Origin of the sequence: Vreelandella lionensis, from assembly GCF_002087295.1 — a bacterium.
In the GTDB taxonomy this organism is placed as follows: domain Bacteria; phylum Pseudomonadota; class Gammaproteobacteria; order Pseudomonadales; family Halomonadaceae; genus Vreelandella; species Vreelandella lionensis.
The window spans coordinates 24681-43169 of the sequence record NZ_MWVI01000003.1; the positions used below are offsets into that span (position 1 = coordinate 24681).

The window sequence follows — 18489 nt, forward strand, 5'->3', positions numbered from 1 at the left end:
CTGTGCTGCGTTACTCAAGCTCAGCGAGTAGCTGACGTATTTCACCACGGCGGCCACTGTCTGCCAGTTCGCGGCCTTCCCTGGGTGGAGCCAGTAGAGCGTTTTCTAATGCTTGGCGCGCTTCGTCATCACGACCCTGCTCATGTAAATAGTCGCCCCAGAAGTAGAGACTGTCGATCCCTTCGGGATTAATCGCAAGGGCGCGCTGCAAATGCCATCCGGCCTTGTCCTCATCGCCAAAGCCAATGGGCCAGCCCGGCACCTGATAGTAGAGCGCCCCTAAGCTGGTATAGGCTGAGCCTTCCAGCGCCAGCGGGTTAAGTTCCAGGGCGGTTTCAAGCTCCTGTTTCGCCTCCTTCACCAGCGCTAGCGCGCCAAGCCCACCGTCCACCCCGGCTTCCGTAGACCGGATAATTCCCGCGCCAGATATGCAGCTCGGCGGCTTCAGGGTGGCGCTCAACCAACTGTTCTGCGTGGTCACCCAACTGGCTGAAGGCAGGGCCTTGCTGATCCTGTGGTAGGGAGTACTTAATCTCGGCCCAGCGTTGCTGTACTTCAGCCAGCGATGCCGCCACTTCCTCACTGACATCTTCGCTCGCCATGCCTTGCAGGCTGAATAGCCCTAACGCACTGGTCAGTAGCGCGCTACGCAGCATAGGAGAGGGGCGACCTTTAGCCGTACTTTTAAGAGCGCTTTTCATGGTGTTGACTCCTTGGTAGCCACAAATCGACGAATAATAGGTAATTGGCGTAACAGCGCCCGATCTACCGCACCGCGCCACAACGTATTCAGCCGAGTGAAGAAGCGTTCCGGCCGACCAATTTGCAGCTCTTCGCGCTGCCGCTCCACGGCGTTGATAATGGCTAGGGCAACAGCGCCGGGGGAGTCAACGGCGTTTTCAAGCGCGGCGTTGAGGGCTTCGGTTTGCGGCGAGTTCATGGCCGTGCGTGTGGCGCGAGGGGCGATATACATGACGCGTACCCGGGTGTCGGCAAGCTCGCGCCGTAGTGCTTCGCTAAAACCTCGCAGGGCAAACTTGGTCGCGCAGTAGGTCACCTGGCCTGGATAGCCCAACTGACCAAAGGTAGAGCCGATGGTGATAATCGTTGCCTGAGGGCAGGCCATCAGCAGAGGCAGCAGTGCCTGTGTTAGCTGCAGCGTGGCGGTTAGATTAATCGCCACCAACTGCTCGATATCGCTATCCGTGGTGGGATCGAAAAATCCCTGCTGGGTGTTGCCAGCTGCATTGATCAGCATATTGCAGCCCGCCAGATGGGCCGCACTGACCAAACGGTGGCGTTCCTCGGCACGGGTCAGGTCTGCGGCAACGGCCACCATCTGCTCCGGAAAGCGGTTAACCAGCAGAGCGAGCACCTCTGGTTTTCGCCCACTGATGACGAGGTGTCCGCCACGCTGGGCCAGTGCTTCGGCTAGGGCATAGCCAATGCCGCCGCTCGCCCCAGTGATGAGCACCCGCTGGCCTGCCCACCCGCCAGGCAGTGCCTGCTTGCTAGGCCAACGCATGGCTAAGTTCCTCCACCGCGCTGCGTCCTGCACTGCGCGCTTGAATGCCTCTGAACATCGCGCCATACAGGCGGTAAAACATATTGGCGCTATCAATCACCACGGCGAGGTCTTCATCGCCAAGTTGGTTGATCTGCTGCTCGAAAAAGGCTAAATGGCCAATATCCAGGCTGCCGTGGGAGGTGAGATAACGCACGGCACTATTGGGCAGCGAGAGGCTGGCCTGTAGCCGCTCGGCGGCCTGGGTCGCTAGTGCCGTGCTGGTGCCTTCCAGTACTTGCACCATGCCGAAAAACGCCACCGGGTTGCCGTGCTCTACGCTATCTCGAATCCAGGCCACCATCAGCCGGGTGGCGGTGTCGGGCGTGGCTGCCGCTGCGGCATCCGCGTCACCGCCTGCGGCACGGATATCATCTAGAATCCACTGTTCGTGGCCGTGCTCCTCTTCGATGTACTCCACCAGCGCGGTACGCAGCCAGTTCAGCCGGTCGGGCAGCCGCGCGCCGCAGGCCATCATGAGCGGCACGGTGAAACGCACGTGGTGATATGCCTGGCCGAGAACGCAAGGTACTCTTCCAGGGTGACATTGCCTGCCAGAGCGCGGTTAACAATCGGCGTTGTCAGTAGCCAGGTACGTGCTTCTTGGGTGGCGTCTTGTAGCTGTTGGTAAGCGGTCATGATGTTGCTCCTGCTGTTGTGGGGGGACGCGCTCTGCAGCCCATGGCCATAGGCTGCCAGGAGTGTGTCGCGGCGCAGGCGGCCATTGGCCGTGAGCTGTTGGTTGTGGGGGGTAAAAGGGGCGGCGCGCTGCCACGCGTGCAGCCGGGCATAGTCGGGCAGCGAGCGATTCACGGCATCAATCGCCGCGTCGATTTGGGTATCGGTGATGTGGGTAGAAGCGGGCACAATCAGCGCTCTATTCGCGTGCAGGGCTTCGCCGTAGACCATGGCTTGAGCAATGGCTGGTTGCGTGCAGAGTTCACCCTCTACCCACTGTGGGTTCACATTGCGCCCATAGGCGGTAATGAATACCTCCCGTTGGCGGCCGTTGAGGCGGATCGCGTCGCCTTGCCACTGGCCGGTATCGCCGGTGGCATACCACTCGCCGCTTGGGGCTTCGCCGAGATAGCCCAGCATCAGCGCGCCGCATACGCGCAGGTGGCCGGTTTCATCCACCTGAACTTGCGCGTGTGGCAGCGGGCGGCCCACACCGCCGCTTGGCTCGCCAGGGCGGTTAAGACCCACCACCGGGGTGCACTCTGATAAGCCGTAGCCTTCATCCCCCGGCCAGCCGCTTTGCTGGGCGTTGGCGAGCGGGGTCGGTGCCACCGTTGCCCCGCCCACCGCCACAAAGCGCAGGCTACGGGGGGCATTGGGCGCGTGATTGACGAGTGTTTGAAGCAGTTGCGGTACGACAATCAGGCTGTTGGGCTGATAGCGGTCTATCGCTTCAAGAGCGTGGGGCGCGTGAAAGCCGCTGGCGCCCTGCCAGCCAAGTGCCGCCATGCTTGGCAGCACGCTACAAGCGCCTAACCACAGTGGTAGATACAGCCCACCGATGTTTTCCAACAGCGTGGAGAGCGGCAGCAGGGCAAGGTGACGGCGTATATCGAGCGGTGCGACGACGGTGGCGAGGCTTTCGGTCACGGTGAGTAGCGCCGCATTATCCAAACACACCCCTTTGGGCGCGCCGCTAGTGCCAGAGGTAAAGGTGATGCGCGTAGTGCCTGCGTGTAGTACAGGCGGCTGTTCAACCCAACGCTGTGTGATGGCCGTATCACCGGTGGGCTGAAAGCCGTAAGTCTCGCTGCCGTGGCCAATCCAACTATCCAGCCCCGCTTGCTGAACGATGTGGCGGCGCTGCTGGTCGCTGAAAAACTCAGGAATAGGCACGGCCACGCAGGCTTCCATCATCAGCGCTAAGTCCCAGAGCGCCCATTCCAAACCGTTCTCTAGCGCCAGCGCGACCCGCCGAGCGTGAGCGTTGCGCAGCCGCTGGCGGCGCTGAGCAATCTGTTCAAGTAGGTCGGTATAGGAGAGGGAACGGCTGCCGTCAGTCAGCGCAATATGCTGGGCAGCGCTGGTGGCATAGCGCTCAATACGTGCCAATAAGGCATTAGGCTGAGCGCGCATGGAGCACCTCTGTGCTAACGAGGCTGACAGGCGTAGCAGAGGCCTGCAGGGTGTGCATGGCGCTGCGTAAGTCTCCGGCCATTACCCACGGGCGATGCTCGTAATAGTGCCCCCACAGTGCCTGTTCATCGCCCAGGCGGCTGGGGTCGGCAGGAGTGATCGGCTGAGGCTCAAGCCCTAAGCGGCGCAGCCCGTTAGCAACTTCTGGCGTGGCCGTAAACAGCAGCCAGGCGATGCCTTCGTACGCTAGCTGGTGGGCTAAATGGATGAATAGCTGGCGCTGCAAGCCGGGCCGAAGGGTGGCTAAGTTGCCAATTTCAGCGATATCCTGGCGGCGAAGGGAGTGATCAAAGCGCTCGTTGAGCACCTGTTCGGCTTGGGTATCCAGGTAGCGTTCTAAAAACAGCGGCTCGCTGTCGGCCACGCGGAGCCCAACCGCGGCATAGGGTTGTTCTGCCTGCCAAAGGCCAAATAGACGCGGTAGAAAGTGATAGACCGTGGCGTTGTGTTGATGCGCGAAACGCGCCTGTATCAACTGCTGAAGCTGTATCCTGTCATGCTGGCTATAAGCTTCCTGCCAGCGCAAAGGTGTTAAGGGCAACGAACGTTAGGTGAGCCATCGGGCGATCTCCATCGTGTTTCCCGACACTCTCGTTGACATTACTTAACGAAAACTTAAGCCGTTAAAAAAATCAGTCCATCCATTAGGCATAGGAAGCCACGGGAGCGCGCAGTGACAGCAGAATCGCAACGGAACCACCGCATGATGCCTTGCCTCGCCAACCGGCGACGCGAGGCGCTGCTGCACTTGGCTGCAGTGCACGACCCTGCCCTGCAGCCTGCGTTGCAACATGCATAACGGCGACCCAAGCGACGCCAAGCTTTGATTGGCAGGGTCTGTGGGTGGCGATGGATGGCGACCAAATAGTCGCGGCCGCCTGGGTGCAACCGCTGGCAAACCATACGGCGCAGCTATGGCTGCCTAAGCGGAATAACCCCGTTGCCCGGCAACTGCTGTGTGCATTGCAGGCTTGGGTGAGCGAACAGCCAATAGTGCTTTGCCATGTGGCCCTGCCCGCGCCTTGGGCAGCTTGGGAGGAAACGTTGGTTAAGAGCGGTATGCGTACATTGGCTACCCTAGAGCATCTTGTGTGGCCGTGCCAGGCAGTTCATACGCCGCATACCCTGACGCTGCGCCCTCTTGGGGAGTTAGCGTTGGCTGAACAGCAAGCATTACTTGAACGGGTGGGTGAAGACTCCCTGGATTGCCCAGCGCTTCGTGACGTACTGCCGGTAGAAGCGCTGCTGGCGGGTTTTTACGCCCAGGCCGTGTCTGCTCAGGCGCCGAATCCCACCCCCTGGTATCGGCTGAAGTATCAAGATGACACTATAGGGGTACTGTTACTCGCCACCACCGCTCAGCACTGGAGCCTGCAGCTGATGGGGCTGGTGCCTGAATGGCGCGGTCAGAGGCTTGGTGGAGTCATCATTCAGCATGCCCAGGCCTTGGCAGCTCAGGCAGGGGCACAGTGCCTTGCCCTAACGGTGGATGCGCAAAACACCCCCGCACAGCGGGTTTATTCCCAAGCGGGGTTGGTACGGGAAGGGCGGGAGCAATTGCTAGCATGGTGCTAACCACGCCGATCAGCAGAGAAATACTCAGATAACGGACGTCATGGGTTGAATTGCCGCGCTTAGTAGCATTTTCTTACCCTTTATGTTCTCGGTATACTAACTCCATACGCATGTCTTGGCGTCTGGGTTGCCAAAGTAGATAGTGGTACTGCCGCATCAGGGGCAAGTGCGGCGTCTCCAAGCGCTAGGTATCAAGCATAAGCACTAATTTTGAAGCACTAAGCTTTTATTAAATAAAACTTAAGAGGTGGTGAGAGTGAAATCTAAGCTGATCATGAGCGGGCTGGCGGCCCTCGGCGTCATGGCAGGCACATCCGGTGCTTATGCCCAAGATGCAGCGCGTGACGCAATCGCTGAGCGCCTAGCGCCGGTAGGACAACTCTGCCTTCAAGGCCAAGACTGCGGCACGGCAGCAGCCCCCGCGGCTTCTAGCAGTGGCGGTGATGGTGAAGTAGATGGCGAGGGCATCTACAACAACGTCTGTATGGCGTGCCACGAAACCGGCGCGGCCGGTGCACCGGTACGCGGTGACGAAGCCGCTTGGGCCGAGCGTACCGAGCAAGGCTTTGCCACACTGCTAGACCACGCCATTAACGGTATTGGCGCGATGCCTGCCCGTGGCGGTAACCCCAACCTCTCTGACGAAGAGCTGGAAGCGGCCGTTGCCTATATGGTTGAGCCCGTCATGGAAGTGCCTGAGCTAGGTGGCGGTGAAGAAGAAGCCGCAGCAGAAGCCTCTGAAGAGAGCGCGAGCGACGACATGGCAGCAGCCGACGACGCTGCAGCAGAAGAGTCAGCGAGCGAAGCCGCTGCTGCTAATGAAGAAGAAGCTGCCGGTGGCGACAGCGGTTTAGACGGTGAAGCGCTGTACGCCAGCGTTGGCTGTGCGGCGTGCCACGGTGCTGGTGTTGCCGGTGCACCGAAGCTGGGCGATGCGGAAGCCTGGGGCCCGCGTATTGAGCAGGGTACCGACGCACTCTACCAAAGCGTCTTCAACGGTAAGGGCGTAATGCCGCCGCGTGGTGGTAGCAGCGCTTCCGATGAAGAGATTATGGCCGTGGTGGATTACATGGTCTCGCAAGCACAGTAAAGGCGAGCGGCCCGCCCACATGGGCGGGTAAGCCAGGCGTTATAAACTATCCACAGGCGGGTGGTCCCAAAACCCCCCGTGGATATTTTTTGTGCGATACACCGTTCACGACCTCATCCCCGCAGCGAGCGCAGCCCGGCCATCGCCTTTTTTCCGCCGGCCTGCTTTTTCTCCGGGTCTTCTTTATCGGCGCGGCCCTCCCACTCCAAATCATCAGCGGGCAGCTCATCCAAAAAGCGGCTGGGTTGGCAGTCCATCAGCTCGCCATAGGCCTTGCGCTGGCGGGCCAGTGTGAGCGTTAGCGTGCGCTGTGCGCGGGTAATGCGCACATAAGCCAAGCGGCGCTCCCCCTCCACGGTATCCATCTCGATGGCGTTGCGGTGGGGCAGCAAATCCTCCTCCAGGCCCATCAGATACACATGGGGGAACTCCAACTCTTTGGAGGCGTGCATGGTGAGCAACTGCACTCGGTCTGAGTCATCCTCTTCCGCCTGCTGTTCGAGAATATCCCGCAGCACCAGGCGTGAAATGGCCGCTTCCACACCGTCGGTTTCCGTCGCGGTGGAATCGGTGGCGTCTTCCGGGTCGCGGTTCAGCGACTTCTCCAACTCGTCGATCAAAATCCACACGTTGGCCATGCGGCGCTCGGCGATGGTGGGGGCGCTGGCGTTTTGGTAGAGCCACGCCTCGTAATCCATATCCCGCAGCATGTCGCGTATCGCAGCAATGGCATCGCCCTGGTCCATCCGTTTGCGCACGCCATCAATAAAGTGGGTAAAACGTGATAACCGCTCCACGGCGCGGGTAGGTAGGGTTTGCTCGAGCCCTAATTCATGGCAGGCGGCGAACAGCGATATCGAGCGCTCTGTGGCATAGTTGGCGAGCTTCTCCAGCGTGCCGGGGCCAATTTCGCGGCGGGGCACGTTGACGATGCGCAAAAAGGGGTTGTCGTCGGCGGGATCAATCAGCAGGCGCAGGTACGCCATGGCGTCTTTGATCTCGTTACGGGAGAAAAACGACGTGCCGCCGGAGAGCTTGTACGGAATTTGGTAGTGTTTGCAGCTTTAACTCCAACAGCCGCGCCTGGAAGTTGCCCCGGTAGAGCACCGCAAAATCCCGCCATTCGGCTTTTTCTTTAATGCGCCGGGTGAGCATTTCGCTCGCCACCCGTTCAGCTTCAGCCTCCTTCATGACGATTCACCACCACGCGAATCGGCGCACCGTCGCCCATATCCGACCATAGAGTTTTGTCGTAGACGTGGGGGTTATTGGCAATCAGCGTATTGGCGGCGCGTAGGATGTTGCCGGTAGAGCGGTAGTTCTGCTCCAGCTTGATGACTTTCAAACGGGGGAAATCCTCCCCCAGCGTAACCAAGTTTTCTGGCCGCGCGCCCCGCCACGCGTAAATCGACTGGTCGTCGTCGCCTACCACGGTAAAGGTGGCCCGTTCCGCCATCAGCAGCTTTACCAGCAGGTACTGGGAGACGTTGGTGTCCTGATACTCATCCACCAGCATGTAGTGGATTTTGCTCCGCCAGCGGGCCAGCGCCTCTGGGTCGCGCTGTAAGAGCACCACCGGCAGCAGAATCAGATCGTCGAAATCCACCGCGTTGTAGGCTTTCAGGTGGCGAACGTAGGCTTCATAGACGCGCGCGGCGAAGTGCTCGTCATCGTCGGCCGCGAACGAGAGCGCATCCCCTGGCAGCACCAGGTCGTTTTTCCAGGTCGAAATTTTGGCCTGCACGGCGTTGATCTGCTCGGCATCCACCTGGGCATCCTTGTTCATCAGGTCCCGCAGCAGCGCCTTGGCATCCTCCGGGTCGAACAGCGACAACCCCGGCTTGTAGCCCAGAGTTTTCAGCTCGCCGCGAATGATATTGAGCCCCAAATTATGGAACGTCGAAACTGTCAGCCCGTGGCCCTCTTTGCCCTTTAGCATTTGGCCCACCCGCTCTTTCATCTCTCGGGCGGCCTTTTTGGTAAAGGTCACTGCGGCAATTTTGCGTGCGCTCATGCCACACTCTTGCACGAGGGAGGCAATCTGGGTGGTGATCACGCTGTTTTTGCCCGACCCCGCGCCCGCCAGTACCAGGCAGGGGCCATCGATGTAGCGCACCGCTTCCTGCTGGCGTGGGTTGAGCCCTTTGATACGGCTAAGAATGCTCTTTGGCGGTTGGGGCGTCATGGCGAAGGGTGACCTCTACAAGTGTTTCGGGGCAATTTCTATTACAATCAGCGGCGCTGACGAAGGCGCAGCAGGCAAATACAGCAGGTAACTCATAGGCAGGTGGTGATGTTTGAAGTAGCGCTATTCGAGCCGCGCATGGCTCCCAATACGGGCAACATTATGCGCCTAGTGGCGCACAACGGCTGCCGTCTCCATTTGATTGGGCGGCTGGGCTTTGATCTCGAAGAGAAAAAGCTGCTCCGCGCTGGTTTAGACTACCGCGACCTTGCCAACGTGACCCGCCACGCGAATTTTACGGCGTTTTACACCGCCATGCAGGGGCGCACCATCTGGGCGATTACCACCAAGGGCACCCGCGCCCACAGCGATGCCGACTTCGCACCGGGGGATGTGCTGCTGTTCGGCTCCGAAACTGCCGGGCTCTCCCCAGAAGTGCACGCTATGCTCCCGGCTGAGCATAAACTGCGCATCCCCATGCAACCTAATAACCGTAGTTTGAATCTCTCCAACGCGGTAGCGGTGGTGAGCTATGAAGCGTGGCGCCAGCAGGATTTCGCTGTTGCCCCTCGAGATTTAGAGTTACCCGGCAATGCCGTATTGGTCGCGGTAAGCGCGTACCGCATCGGCGTAGGCGAGCATCTCGCCGCCTGCGTGCTCTTCAAGATAAGTGAGCACTTGCTCAAGGGTGACGATGCTAACCACCGGCATGCCGTATTGTGCCTGTACTTCTTGAATGGCGCTCTGTTCGCCCTGGCCCCGCTCCTGACGGTCGAGGGCAATGATCACCCCACCAGCACGAGCACCGCTCTGCTCAATCAGGCTCATCACTTCACGGATCGCGGTGCCTGCGGTGATCACGTCATCGATGATCAAAATATCGCCTGAAAGCGGCGCGCCCACAATGTTGCCGCCTTCGCCGTGGGTTTTGGCCTCTTTGCGATTGAAGGAGTAAGGCATATCCAGGTCGTGGTGGTCGGCCAGCGCCGCCGCGGTGTCGGCGGCCAGTGGAATGCCCTTATAGGCAGGGCCAAACAGCACGTCGGCCTTCAAGCCGCTATCGACAATGGCCTGGGCGTAAAAGCGGCCCAGCTTGGCCAGCGCACGGCCCGTCTGAAATAGCCCAGCGTTAAAACAGTAAGGGCTTACTCGCCCCGACTTCAGCGTGAACTCGCCAAACTTGAGCACGCCTTGCTCAATAGCGAAGGCAATGAAATCGCGTTGGTAGGGTTGTAGAGTGGTGGCCACGGCGGTGTTCTCTTGTCGGTAGGAGTGGTCGATAAGAATGTAAGTCAAACGCAACAATAAAACGGGGCTAAATAGCAAGATTTGGTTTGTCTATTTACCCAAACGTCTAAACGTCGGGTATCATACAGCAGCGACGCAAAAGGGACGATTTATGAAAATTGCCAGCATCAATGTCAATGGTATACGTGATGCCGTCGACCGTGGCTTCCTGGACTGGCTGGCTAAGCAGGATGCCGACGTGGTCTGCGTGCAGAACATCAAGGCGAAAAGTTTCGAACTGGGTGACCACATCCTCTATTCGGAAGGCTACGAAGGCTACTTCCTGGATGCCGAGGAGGATGGTTTCTCCGGTGTGGCACTCTATTGCCGCAAAATCCCCAAAGCCATTATGTACGGCCTGGGGTTTCCTCAGTGCGACCACGAAGGGCGCTTTCTGCAGGCGGACTATGACCGCTTCAGCATTGCCACCTTCCTGATGCCTGATGGAAGTGACCAAAAAGCCAAACAGGCATTTATGGAGCAGTACCAAGAGTACCTGACGAAGATGTCGCGCAAACGCCGCGAATACATCATCTGCGGTACTTGGCACATTGCCCACAAAACCGTCGATTTGGCCAACTGGTCGGACAACCAGCTCACTTCCGGTTTCCGCCCGGAAGAGCGTGCCTGGATGGATCAGGTGCTTGGCCCCACCGGCTTTATCGACACCTTCCGCGAAATTAATCGCGATGCAGGCGAGTACACCTGGTCGCCCAGACTTGACCAAGACGTTCCCCGTGCCCGTCAAGAAGGCTGGCGGATCGACTACCAACTGGTCGGCCCCAACTTCCGTCGTCACGTGGTGGACGCGTGGATTGATTACGATGCGACCTTCTCAGAGTTCGCACCGCTGATCGTTGAGTATGATCTAGCGCTTTAAGCGTTAGCTACTTCCCGCGTCGCACCGCCAACAGGCCAGCTTACCGCTGGCCTGTTGGGTTTCAGGGCCCGCGTAACGCAGGGCTCCTTTAACCGCGAATCCCCAGCGCTTCACGCTGCTTCTCACGCAATTCATCACCGGCTTTCTCGGCCAAATCCAGCATCGCGTTCAGCTCTTTACGGTTAAACGCGCCCGCTTCCGCCGTGCCCTGTACTTCAATCAGCTCGCCGCTTTCGGTCATTACCACGTTCAGGTCGGTGTCGGCTTTGCTATCTTCGGGGTAAGCCAGGTCCAGCACCGGCACGCCTTTGTAGATGCCGACTGAGATCGCGCTGACCAGCTGCTTGAAGGGGTCTCCTTTGATCTTCTTTTCTCGCTGCAGGTAGCGAAGCGCATCCACCAGCGCCACGCAGCCGCCGGTAATGGCCGTCGTGCGCGTGCCGCCATCGGCCTGGATAACATCGCAATCCACGGTAATGGTGAACTCGCCCAGCTTCTTCAAATTCACCGCTGCGCGCAGACTGCGACCAATCAGGCGCTGAATCTCCAGCGTGCGGCCACCCGGTTTGCCACGGGTCGCTTCGCGGCCACTGCGGGTATGAGTCGCGCGGGGCAGCATGCCGTATTCGGCAGTAATCCAGCCCTGATTTTTACCGCGCAGCCAGCGCGGCACGCCCGCTTCCACGCTCGCGTTGCACAGCACCTTGGTATCGCCAAACTCCACCAGCACGGAGCCTTCCGCATGGCGGGTGTAATCACGGGTTAAGCGAATTTCACGGAGCTGGTCGGCCTCGCGACCGCTGGGGCGAACTACATCAGGACGCATAGCACCTCACATCATGTTTAAAGTAGGAAAGCCCGCTATTGTACACGTCTGAGCGTGCGCGGATGGGCCTATCGGTTAGACTGTTCGGAATCACATTGATGGAAAGGTTGCATCGACTTATGGCCGCTTCCCGCCGCGTACACAGCATGACCGCCTTCGCCCGCACCGAGCAGGCCGCCCCGTTTGGCACCCTGCAAGTTGAGATCCGCTCGGTGAACCAGCGCTACCTAGAACCACATTTTCGCCTGCACGAAAGCCTGCGTGATTTAGAACCGGCACTGCGCGAAGCACTGCGTACCCGCCTGGCCCGTGGCAAAGTAGAGTGCAGCGTGCGGTTCGAGAGCGCCGACACCGCCCAAGCACCGGCAGTGAACGCCCAGCGCCTAAAAGAGATTGCCGACGCCCTGGCCGCCATTCAGCAGCAGGGGCGCAGCGCCGTGCCGCCCACCACGCTGGCGCTGCTCAACCAGCCCGGCGTGATGGAACCCCAGCACCTCGCCCAAGACGCCCTAAAAGCCGCCGCCAAAGCGCTGTTTAACCAAGCGCTGGATGAACTGATCGACGCCCGCGCCCGCGAAGGCGAAAACCTGGCCGAGATGATCACCACCCGCCTAGACGCAGTGAGCGAGCAAGTGGCCACCGTACGCAGCCTGCTGCCGCAAATTCTGGAACGCCAGCGCGCCCAGCTGCTAGAGCGTTTAGAAATCGCCAAAACCGAACTCGACCCCCAACGCCTGGAAGCCGAGCTGGTACTGGCAGCCCAACAAGCCGACGTAGACGAAGAGCTAGACCTCCTAACGGCGCACATTGAAGAAGTGCGCCACCCGCTCGCCCAAAAAGGCCCCAAAGGCCGCCGCCTGGATTTCCTAATGCAGGAGCTTAACCGCGAAGCCAATACGCTCTCGTCAAAATCGGTGGTGGCAGAGACAACCCGCTGCGCGGTGGAGCTGAAGGTGCTGATTGAGCAGATGCGAGAGCAGATTCAGAATATTGATTATTATTCATTCTCGTCTAGGTGATTATATAAATCATTGTTTTTTTTATATTTTTATATCAGTCGTTGTACACGATTGTCTTCCAGTACCCAGCTTAAGCCGCTGCTAAGTGGGTAGTAAAGTGGGTAGTGAAATGCCATGCTACCCACTAATTAGACCGAATTTTTAAAAATACTACCCAATTTTTACATAATTCACTGAAAGTATTTTGAAAAATGGGGAAGTGTTGAAGCGTTAATAGAGGGGGGAGGGATGGGGAGCTTTACCGCCAAGAAAATTCAATCATTGATCAGAGAAGCCAAGCCTGGGCGCTATGGTGATGGCAACGGATTGTATTTGATGATTCCGAAGGCAGGCGCTGCCTATTGGATGTGCCGCTATACCTTCGCGGGTAAGCGTCGCGGCATGACATTGGGTAAATACTCTCACCTCTCCTTAGCTGAGGCTCGTGAGCAGGTGGTTGAGACTCAGAGAGCCATTCGTAATGGTACGGACCCTCTTACAGAGCGCAGATGTGAAGAAAAAATAACCATCAGTACTACGGTGCAGGATTTGTTCGACGATTGGTATCAGGAACTAGAGAAGCGGCTCAAGCATCCCAATATCCCCAAGCGTGTATTTGAAAGGGATATTGCTCCCTCCATAGGTTCGTTATCGCTAGATAGCGTTACTCCTATGGATATACGTGCCATCGTCAGAAAGGTGACGAGCAGCGGTCGGCCAACCATTGCAAACGATGCTTTGATGTATTTAAAGCAGCTATTTAACCATGGCATCAAGCTAGGACTTTTGACCTATAACCCTGCGTCTGCTTTCAACGTCAACGATGCGGGCGGGGTTGAGAAAAGCCGTGATAGAGCACTTAGCCTTGAGGAGCTCAGGTTTGTCTTTGAGGTTTTCAGAGAGAATCGCACTAGCTTTACGCGTGACAACTATCTCGCATGCGCACTGCTTGTTGTGCTTGGAGTGCGTAAAACAGAGCTAACAGAAGCCACATGGTCAGAATTTGACTTGAACAATGCGAAATGGAATTTACCCGGAGAGCGCAGCAAGTCAGGGGTTGGGATTGCAATTCCTTTGCCACCGCAGACGGTCGATTGGTTAGAGGAGCTTCACATTCGTGCTTGTGGTTCGCCTTACGTATTTCCTAGCCGTCGCAGCAGCAAGCAGCCCCATATGGGCAAGGATACCCTGAACCGAGCCATTGCCAAGCTATTTGGTAAAGAGCCAGGTAAGAAGCAGCAACCTGAAAATAGAATGGGTGATCTACCCGAGTTTACGGTGCATGACTTGCGGCGTACCTGCCGTAGCTTGTTGGCTGGGGCAGGTGTACCGGGCCATGTTGGCTGAGCGTTGCTTGAATCACAAATTGAAAGGCGTGGAAGGGGTTTATGATCGATATGACTATTACGAGGAACGTAAAAGTGCCTTGAGTAGAGTGACAGAACTGGTTGAGCCGATTATCAACGAAAACTACGAAACACGTTAAGAAAGCTGATGAGTGGCTATCTATTGGAGGGGCTATATGTCCCTATCCTGCTTGCGCTGCGAACTGCAGAGCGTCTTTAAGCTTTAATCTCGATACGGTCTGCCAGCCTGGAAACATTGCCGGTACGTTGGTCGGCACACACAAAGTAAGTATGGGTTCTCTAAAATCCTCAAAGAAGGCTAAGCGTAGTCTTCAGGCAACTCTTACTCTGCCTAGCAGTCAGCTTTCATGAGGTGGAAGACTGAAGCTCAAAGGTTATGCTGAGCTTCTTTTTGTGGCTTGATTATCAGCGATCAGGTTTTGACAGATTTCTATCGGGTAACAGTGTCGTTTCTCCGGGTTTGTCTTTATTTAGATATGGAGTTTCGGATTCATGCAATAAAATATCACAAACTTTGAGATTCAAGTCGATAAATTCATCCCAGCTAAATTTGTCTGCATAGTGCAAATCATACTGCCGGTCGACCCGACAAATGTCAGGTCTATCGGTATAAATTGTACAGCTTTTATCAGTATCTCTGTAATGCTTACAAGTGCCGTCTCACCGGTCAAGGCTACTGGTCTCAACCGCCAAATTAACATTTTGGCAACACAGCCCGCATTGAGTACAGGGGAATTCTTTTATCCGGTGATGCATGATGCCAACCAATTTCGTGTGCTCTCAGAGTTTCCCATTTCAAAAGGTAGCTCAATGCCCCTTTTCGCCACTTCTCGCTGCAAGTGTATGCTGCGTTGAATCTCGCTATTACAAGCTACTAGGTCTTGCGAAAACGCTTCAAGTTCTTGCGGATTTAAACCGAACTCTATTTTAATTAGCTCAGTAAGATAACGGTCAAGCTCTGTGTTGATCGCCTGGAATTTAGCCACTGTCTCAGCATGCGGCATAATAGATTCTGTGTATGTCCAGATTTTTTTCGCTATGCTGCTATGGAGAATGAAATAGTTTAGCCCTAAAGTGACAATGCCCGTTACTAACGCACTGCTAAAAGCTGCCAGTTCGGCGCCCAAAGGAAAATTAAATATTGGCAATAGCTGGGTATAGACGATAGTCCCCACCGTTGTAGCGGCCCCAATGGACAGCACGGAAACTACGGCTTTACACAGATCGACAAAACCTAACTGATCAGGGTTAAAAATCAGCAGCTTGATCGCCTTGGACCAACTGACCCCAGACCTCGCGGATGATTTTGATCGCCATGCGCTGCGTGGTAGCAAACATGTTGAAAAGCGTGGTTGTGAGACTGGCAAATATTCCCCCAAAAACACCATCCTTGAAGGCCGTAAGGAAATCCTGGAAACGTGTCTTGACTCGTATCCAAATACCTTTTAGCGTCTTATTGATGCTGTCGATAAAAGATGAAAAATCGAATTGCTCTTTGCTCTTTTCCAACAACTCAGGGATCTGCTCGCGTAATTCGAACCAGACCTCAGCCATGATTAACCCCAATACCTGACGTGTTCCCATCTTCAAGCCTGCTATGCCTGATGCCTTACCAGTCTGTTTCAGGAACTTACTGCTGGTGTAGTATGAGTGATTAATCTGCTGTTCATAGGGCTTTCTGGGCTCGTTGTCACGCTTCCGCATGCTGTCTGGATCGATGTCTTTAAGCTGCTGAATCTTATTTTCAGTATTTCGAAGTTCATCTTCCAGCTTGCGCGCTTCATGCTGCTGCTGCGGAGTGATGCGCGGGTGGTTTTCTAGTTTATGGCGTTTACTAGCCAAATTTTTTTTGTGGGTATTTATTGTTCCAGGAAGTCTTTCTAGATAAGCATCAATAGATGTTGCATTCTTGGATCTGTTGATTGTGCCTTGTGTAGACTGGAGGTTACTGTCCTGATTTGCTAAATTCACGCCATCAAGCTCGGCCAAGACACGCCCTGCATCATTATGAACTTCTTTGGCACTGATTACATGGTCGAGATGGCGTTCATCGGCTGCCCCCATGGTAATGTTGCGATAGGGGTCGTGAAGTTTTCCAGTCTGGTGTAATAACTTATCTTTTTTACCAGTATTTATATAGTTCTCATGTTTATGGTAGGGGTGTGAGTCATATTTTTCGCGCTGCTCGTAGCGTTGCTTTTCTGCATCAGTAGCCCAGATCCCCTGGCGAGCATTATTAATGGTATCTACGTTTCCCCCGACTTTGTCCTCGAAAAGAAGAAAGTCTAGTCCGAAGCTTGTCGCCAAACTGTTGACAATAGTTTTTTCAAGCTCTTTGGTCCAGTCAAAATCTTGCGATGAAGAATGCATAGGGAGGCTCATGTAAGATAGTTTAAATATAAGATGGGGAGCTCTCGCCCACCATCGTAATATACTAAGCGGCTGAAATGTCTCCCGCATTGGATGTTGCTTTTTCAAGCTGATGATCCAATTCGCCTTCATTAAGTATCATGGAACCTTCTGCATCTGTCTTCATCACAGGCACCCCGTTCTCATCCATGACCATCTCACCTTCAACTTCCTTCACTTTGAATATCGGTGTGGTAATAAGATCCACCAGAATACTTGCTAACGCATAACCATTTTCAATGGTTCGCATAATATTGTCATTGAGCTTGCCCAACTCTTGAGACACATTGAGGTTCTGGTTTTTGATGTCCTGAAGGTGGCTGTCAATTTCCTTGAGCTGATCGAAATATAAATTGAACTGATTGTTGATAGAAGTCAAAGAGCCACTGATCTTGCTTACATACAACGTTGTGCGGCTAAGATGCGCAACGGCCTGCTCTAACTTCTCAATCGATTCATTGACCTCTCTGTTCGCTTTGTGAGCATTCCTAAGAGCTTCTTCGCCATGGCTATTATAAGCCCAACCTGCAATAGCCAAGACCGGACCAGCAACAGCGGCTCCGAGAATGGCGGTACCACCTGCCATGCCCAACCCACCTGTGGCTAGAGAGCCACCACCTATGGCTGCCAAGGTTGCGTTTGTCGCGGCGGCTCCAGCGAGTGATCATATCGCGGTGCCCGTAGAAGCAGCCCCCAGAGCCATTACTCCACCGTAGACTGCAAATCCGGCTGCTACACCAGCGGAGCCTGCACCTGCCAACTGTTCCCAGCACACCAACAGCGGTGTAGCTGTACTCTTCAATTTCTTTGGAGCTTATGCTTGGGAATATTAACCTTCAGCTTTTTCTCGCGGCCCGCATTTATTTGCTGCTGGAGTTTATCAGCCAAAACCTTGAACTCACCGATACGCTGACCAATCTCAAGCTCTTGTTTGCCAAGCACCTCAAGTGCCATAGTGGTCGCGCGCTCGTGCTCGTCAAACACCTCTCGCTTTTCATCGTAGCGCTGCTTGGCATCGGTCACGATCTTATCGGCTTCTGAGTGACTCTGATAACCATCGTAGCCTTTCTTTGCGCCATAGGCAGCGCTGGCCAAGGCTGCTCCAGCAAGAATGAAGGGAAGCGGCATAGAATTTCCTTATGATTAATTATGAAAATTGCAGTCTGTGTACTGCAATACAGTTCCTATTTTTTCAGCTAGGTGCCATATAAAAAACTAAACAGTCGGCCCAAGTGATTAGACTGCCCTTGTGCGCTCAACCGCTGCTCTGGTTGTACTTATCTCCTTGCTCAATATGACAAATATAACTTAATGTCGGTCGATTTCAGCAATACTTGAAGAAAATTTCAAGTTTATTAGGCTATGTGGGCTCAACCTGAAATGAAGGCGACACATTTCTCATCAGTAGACAGAGTCGACTGTACAAGTGCTAATCTCCTGTGATGTAGGCACATGCCCGAAACTAGTAACTGCTTAAACAATGGACAGGATTATCTATCTGCCATGCGACAAAAAATGTCGCACTGCGCTTAATTAAATACCGCAGCTATTTGACGTGCCAAGAAGAAGCCAAAAAATTTCGGCCTATATCACTCCTATGCATCCACCCCACTGGAAACTTTTTCCTCTGCATAGGAGCTTCAATATGCCCCCACCCTGTAAACGTTGTGCATCAACGCGCATGCTGAACCTGGAGACTGCCCAACGCGTGAGCGTGGTGGGCAGCACCTTGATCGGCGGTGCTATTGGCGCATGGAGAGCGACAGCCATCACCGGCCCACCGCCGCCAACTGTGACTCGCTTTCCATTGGCAAAACTGCCTGCCGCCATGATGGGGGCCGTGGCCGGTGGTCCAAACCGGCTCGCGCATCGCCACCTCATTGTTTAAGCAGTGGCTGCCAGTAGGTAGCGGGACACCATGGTTATGCTTGTCTTGCGGCTGCACCTACCGCGACGTCTATCCGCCTTTAGCACCTAACGCTTAGCCCATCGTTGTTCGCCCTGTGTGGGGCGAATGATCCGCTTATTCACTTTCTCGCGCTGGCCTTTGGTCGGCGCTTTTTTTATGTCTGGAGAATGACTCATGGCACATCTCGTTGTACAAATGGCTTACGTTGGCGATACCCCTTGACATGGCATGGGGCAGCAACTGTC

General features: G+C 55.5%; 18 protein-coding genes and 3 pseudogenes. 7 read left to right on the forward strand and 14 right to left on the reverse strand.

Features of this window, described 5'->3' with window-relative positions:
• Positions 1-10: 10 nt before the first annotated feature.
• From B4967_RS18445 to B4967_RS00310, 6 genes are read right to left on the reverse strand one after another with little or no spacing between them, the layout of a single operon-like run.
• Positions 11-361, reverse strand: a complete 351-nt coding sequence (locus tag B4967_RS18445; RefSeq protein WP_243470232.1) for a hypothetical protein — start codon at positions 359-361, stop codon at positions 11-13.
• Positions 336-701, reverse strand: a complete 366-nt coding sequence (locus tag B4967_RS18450; protein ID WP_243470233.1) for a hypothetical protein — start codon at positions 699-701, stop codon at positions 336-338. Before B4967_RS18450 ends, B4967_RS18445 begins: the two co-directional genes overlap by 26 nt.
• Positions 698-1525: an SDR family oxidoreductase gene (locus tag B4967_RS00295; protein ID WP_083022922.1), complete on the reverse strand. Its 828-nt coding sequence runs from the start codon at positions 1523-1525 to the stop codon at positions 698-700. Before B4967_RS00295 ends, B4967_RS18450 begins: the two co-directional genes overlap by 4 nt.
• A complete protein-coding gene (locus B4967_RS00300; protein ID WP_340638656.1) occupies positions 1512-2063 on the reverse strand; it encodes an iron-containing redox enzyme family protein in 552 nt (183 codons plus the stop codon). The genes B4967_RS00295 and B4967_RS00300 overlap by 14 nt, the downstream gene beginning before the upstream one ends.
• Positions 2039-3658: an AMP-binding protein gene (locus B4967_RS00305; RefSeq protein ID WP_340638657.1), complete on the reverse strand. Its 1620-nt coding sequence runs from the start codon at positions 3656-3658 to the stop codon at positions 2039-2041. Before B4967_RS00305 ends, B4967_RS00300 begins: the two co-directional genes overlap by 25 nt.
• Entirely contained in the window at positions 3642-4259 is a 618-nt protein-coding gene (locus tag B4967_RS00310; protein ID WP_083022925.1) for a thermostable hemolysin, read from the reverse strand. Before B4967_RS00310 ends, B4967_RS00305 begins: the two co-directional genes overlap by 17 nt.
• A 308-nt stretch (positions 4260-4567) precedes the next feature.
• Between B4967_RS00310 and B4967_RS00315 the strand changes: the two genes are divergently transcribed.
• Positions 4568-5293, forward strand: a complete 726-nt coding sequence (locus B4967_RS00315; RefSeq protein ID WP_243470235.1) for a GNAT family N-acetyltransferase — start codon at positions 4568-4570, stop codon at positions 5291-5293.
• 256 nt (positions 5294-5549) lie between these two features.
• Positions 5550-6383, forward strand: a complete 834-nt coding sequence (locus B4967_RS00320) for a c-type cytochrome (protein WP_083022926.1) — start codon at positions 5550-5552, stop codon at positions 6381-6383.
• Between the two features lie 113 nt (positions 6384-6496).
• Here the strand turns inward: B4967_RS00320 and rep are convergent.
• A pseudogene (gene rep / locus B4967_RS00325) lies at positions 6497-8568 on the reverse strand (DNA helicase Rep).
• A gap of 108 nt (positions 8569-8676) precedes the next feature.
• On the opposite strand from rep, the pseudogene B4967_RS00330 reads away from it, so the two are divergent.
• A pseudogene (locus tag B4967_RS00330) lies at positions 8677-9135 on the forward strand (tRNA (cytidine(34)-2'-O)-methyltransferase); the annotation flags it as partial.
• Between the two features lie 15 nt (positions 9136-9150).
• Here B4967_RS00330 and pyrE read toward each other — a convergent pair.
• Positions 9151-9816, reverse strand: a complete 666-nt coding sequence (pyrE, locus tag B4967_RS00335; RefSeq protein WP_083022928.1) for an orotate phosphoribosyltransferase — start codon at positions 9814-9816, stop codon at positions 9151-9153.
• 151 nt (positions 9817-9967) lie between these two features.
• On the opposite strand from pyrE, the gene B4967_RS00340 reads away from it, so the two are divergent.
• Positions 9968-10735 (forward strand): exodeoxyribonuclease III, encoded by a 768-nt coding sequence (locus B4967_RS00340; RefSeq protein ID WP_083022930.1) that lies wholly within the window; start codon positions 9968-9970, stop codon positions 10733-10735.
• Between the two features lie 88 nt (positions 10736-10823).
• On the opposite strand, the gene rph is transcribed toward B4967_RS00340, so the two are convergent.
• Positions 10824-11561, reverse strand: a complete 738-nt coding sequence (gene rph / locus B4967_RS00345) for a ribonuclease PH (RefSeq protein ID WP_083022932.1) — start codon at positions 11559-11561, stop codon at positions 10824-10826.
• Positions 11562-11680: 119 nt separating this feature from the next.
• On the opposite strand from rph, the gene B4967_RS00350 reads away from it, so the two are divergent.
• A complete protein-coding gene (locus B4967_RS00350; RefSeq protein WP_083022934.1) occupies positions 11681-12580 on the forward strand; it encodes a YicC/YloC family endoribonuclease in 900 nt (299 codons plus the stop codon).
• 228 nt (positions 12581-12808) lie between these two features.
• Positions 12809-13906, forward strand: a complete 1098-nt coding sequence (locus B4967_RS00355; RefSeq protein WP_243470234.1) for a tyrosine-type recombinase/integrase — start codon at positions 12809-12811, stop codon at positions 13904-13906.
• 425 nt (positions 13907-14331) lie between these two features.
• Here B4967_RS00355 and B4967_RS21140 read toward each other — a convergent pair.
• From B4967_RS21140 to B4967_RS18185, 5 genes and pseudogenes are all read right to left on the reverse strand, one after another.
• Positions 14332-14574: pseudogene (locus B4967_RS21140) on the reverse strand (hypothetical protein); the annotation flags it as partial.
• 92 nt (positions 14575-14666) lie between these two features.
• Positions 14667-15128, reverse strand: a complete 462-nt coding sequence (locus B4967_RS18175; RefSeq protein ID WP_207953556.1) for a hypothetical protein — start codon at positions 15126-15128, stop codon at positions 14667-14669.
• Positions 15129-15174: 46 nt separating this feature from the next.
• On the reverse strand, positions 15175-16296 hold the full coding sequence (locus B4967_RS00365; RefSeq protein ID WP_207953557.1) for a hypothetical protein: 1122 nt from the start codon (positions 16294-16296) through the stop codon (positions 15175-15177).
• Positions 16297-16360: 64 nt separating this feature from the next.
• Positions 16361-16921, reverse strand: coding sequence for a hypothetical protein (locus B4967_RS18180; protein WP_207953558.1), 561 nt, complete (start codon positions 16919-16921; stop codon positions 16361-16363).
• 212 nt (positions 16922-17133) lie between these two features.
• A complete protein-coding gene (locus tag B4967_RS18185; RefSeq protein WP_207953559.1) occupies positions 17134-17430 on the reverse strand; it encodes a hypothetical protein in 297 nt (98 codons plus the stop codon).
• 550 nt (positions 17431-17980) lie between these two features.
• Here B4967_RS18185 and B4967_RS00375 point away from each other — a divergent pair.
• Positions 17981-18223 carry a hypothetical protein gene (locus tag B4967_RS00375; protein WP_083022935.1) on the forward strand — a complete coding sequence of 81 codons (243 nt, stop codon included), beginning with the start codon at positions 17981-17983 and terminating at the stop codon, positions 18221-18223.
• Positions 18224-18489 lie beyond the last annotated feature (266 nt).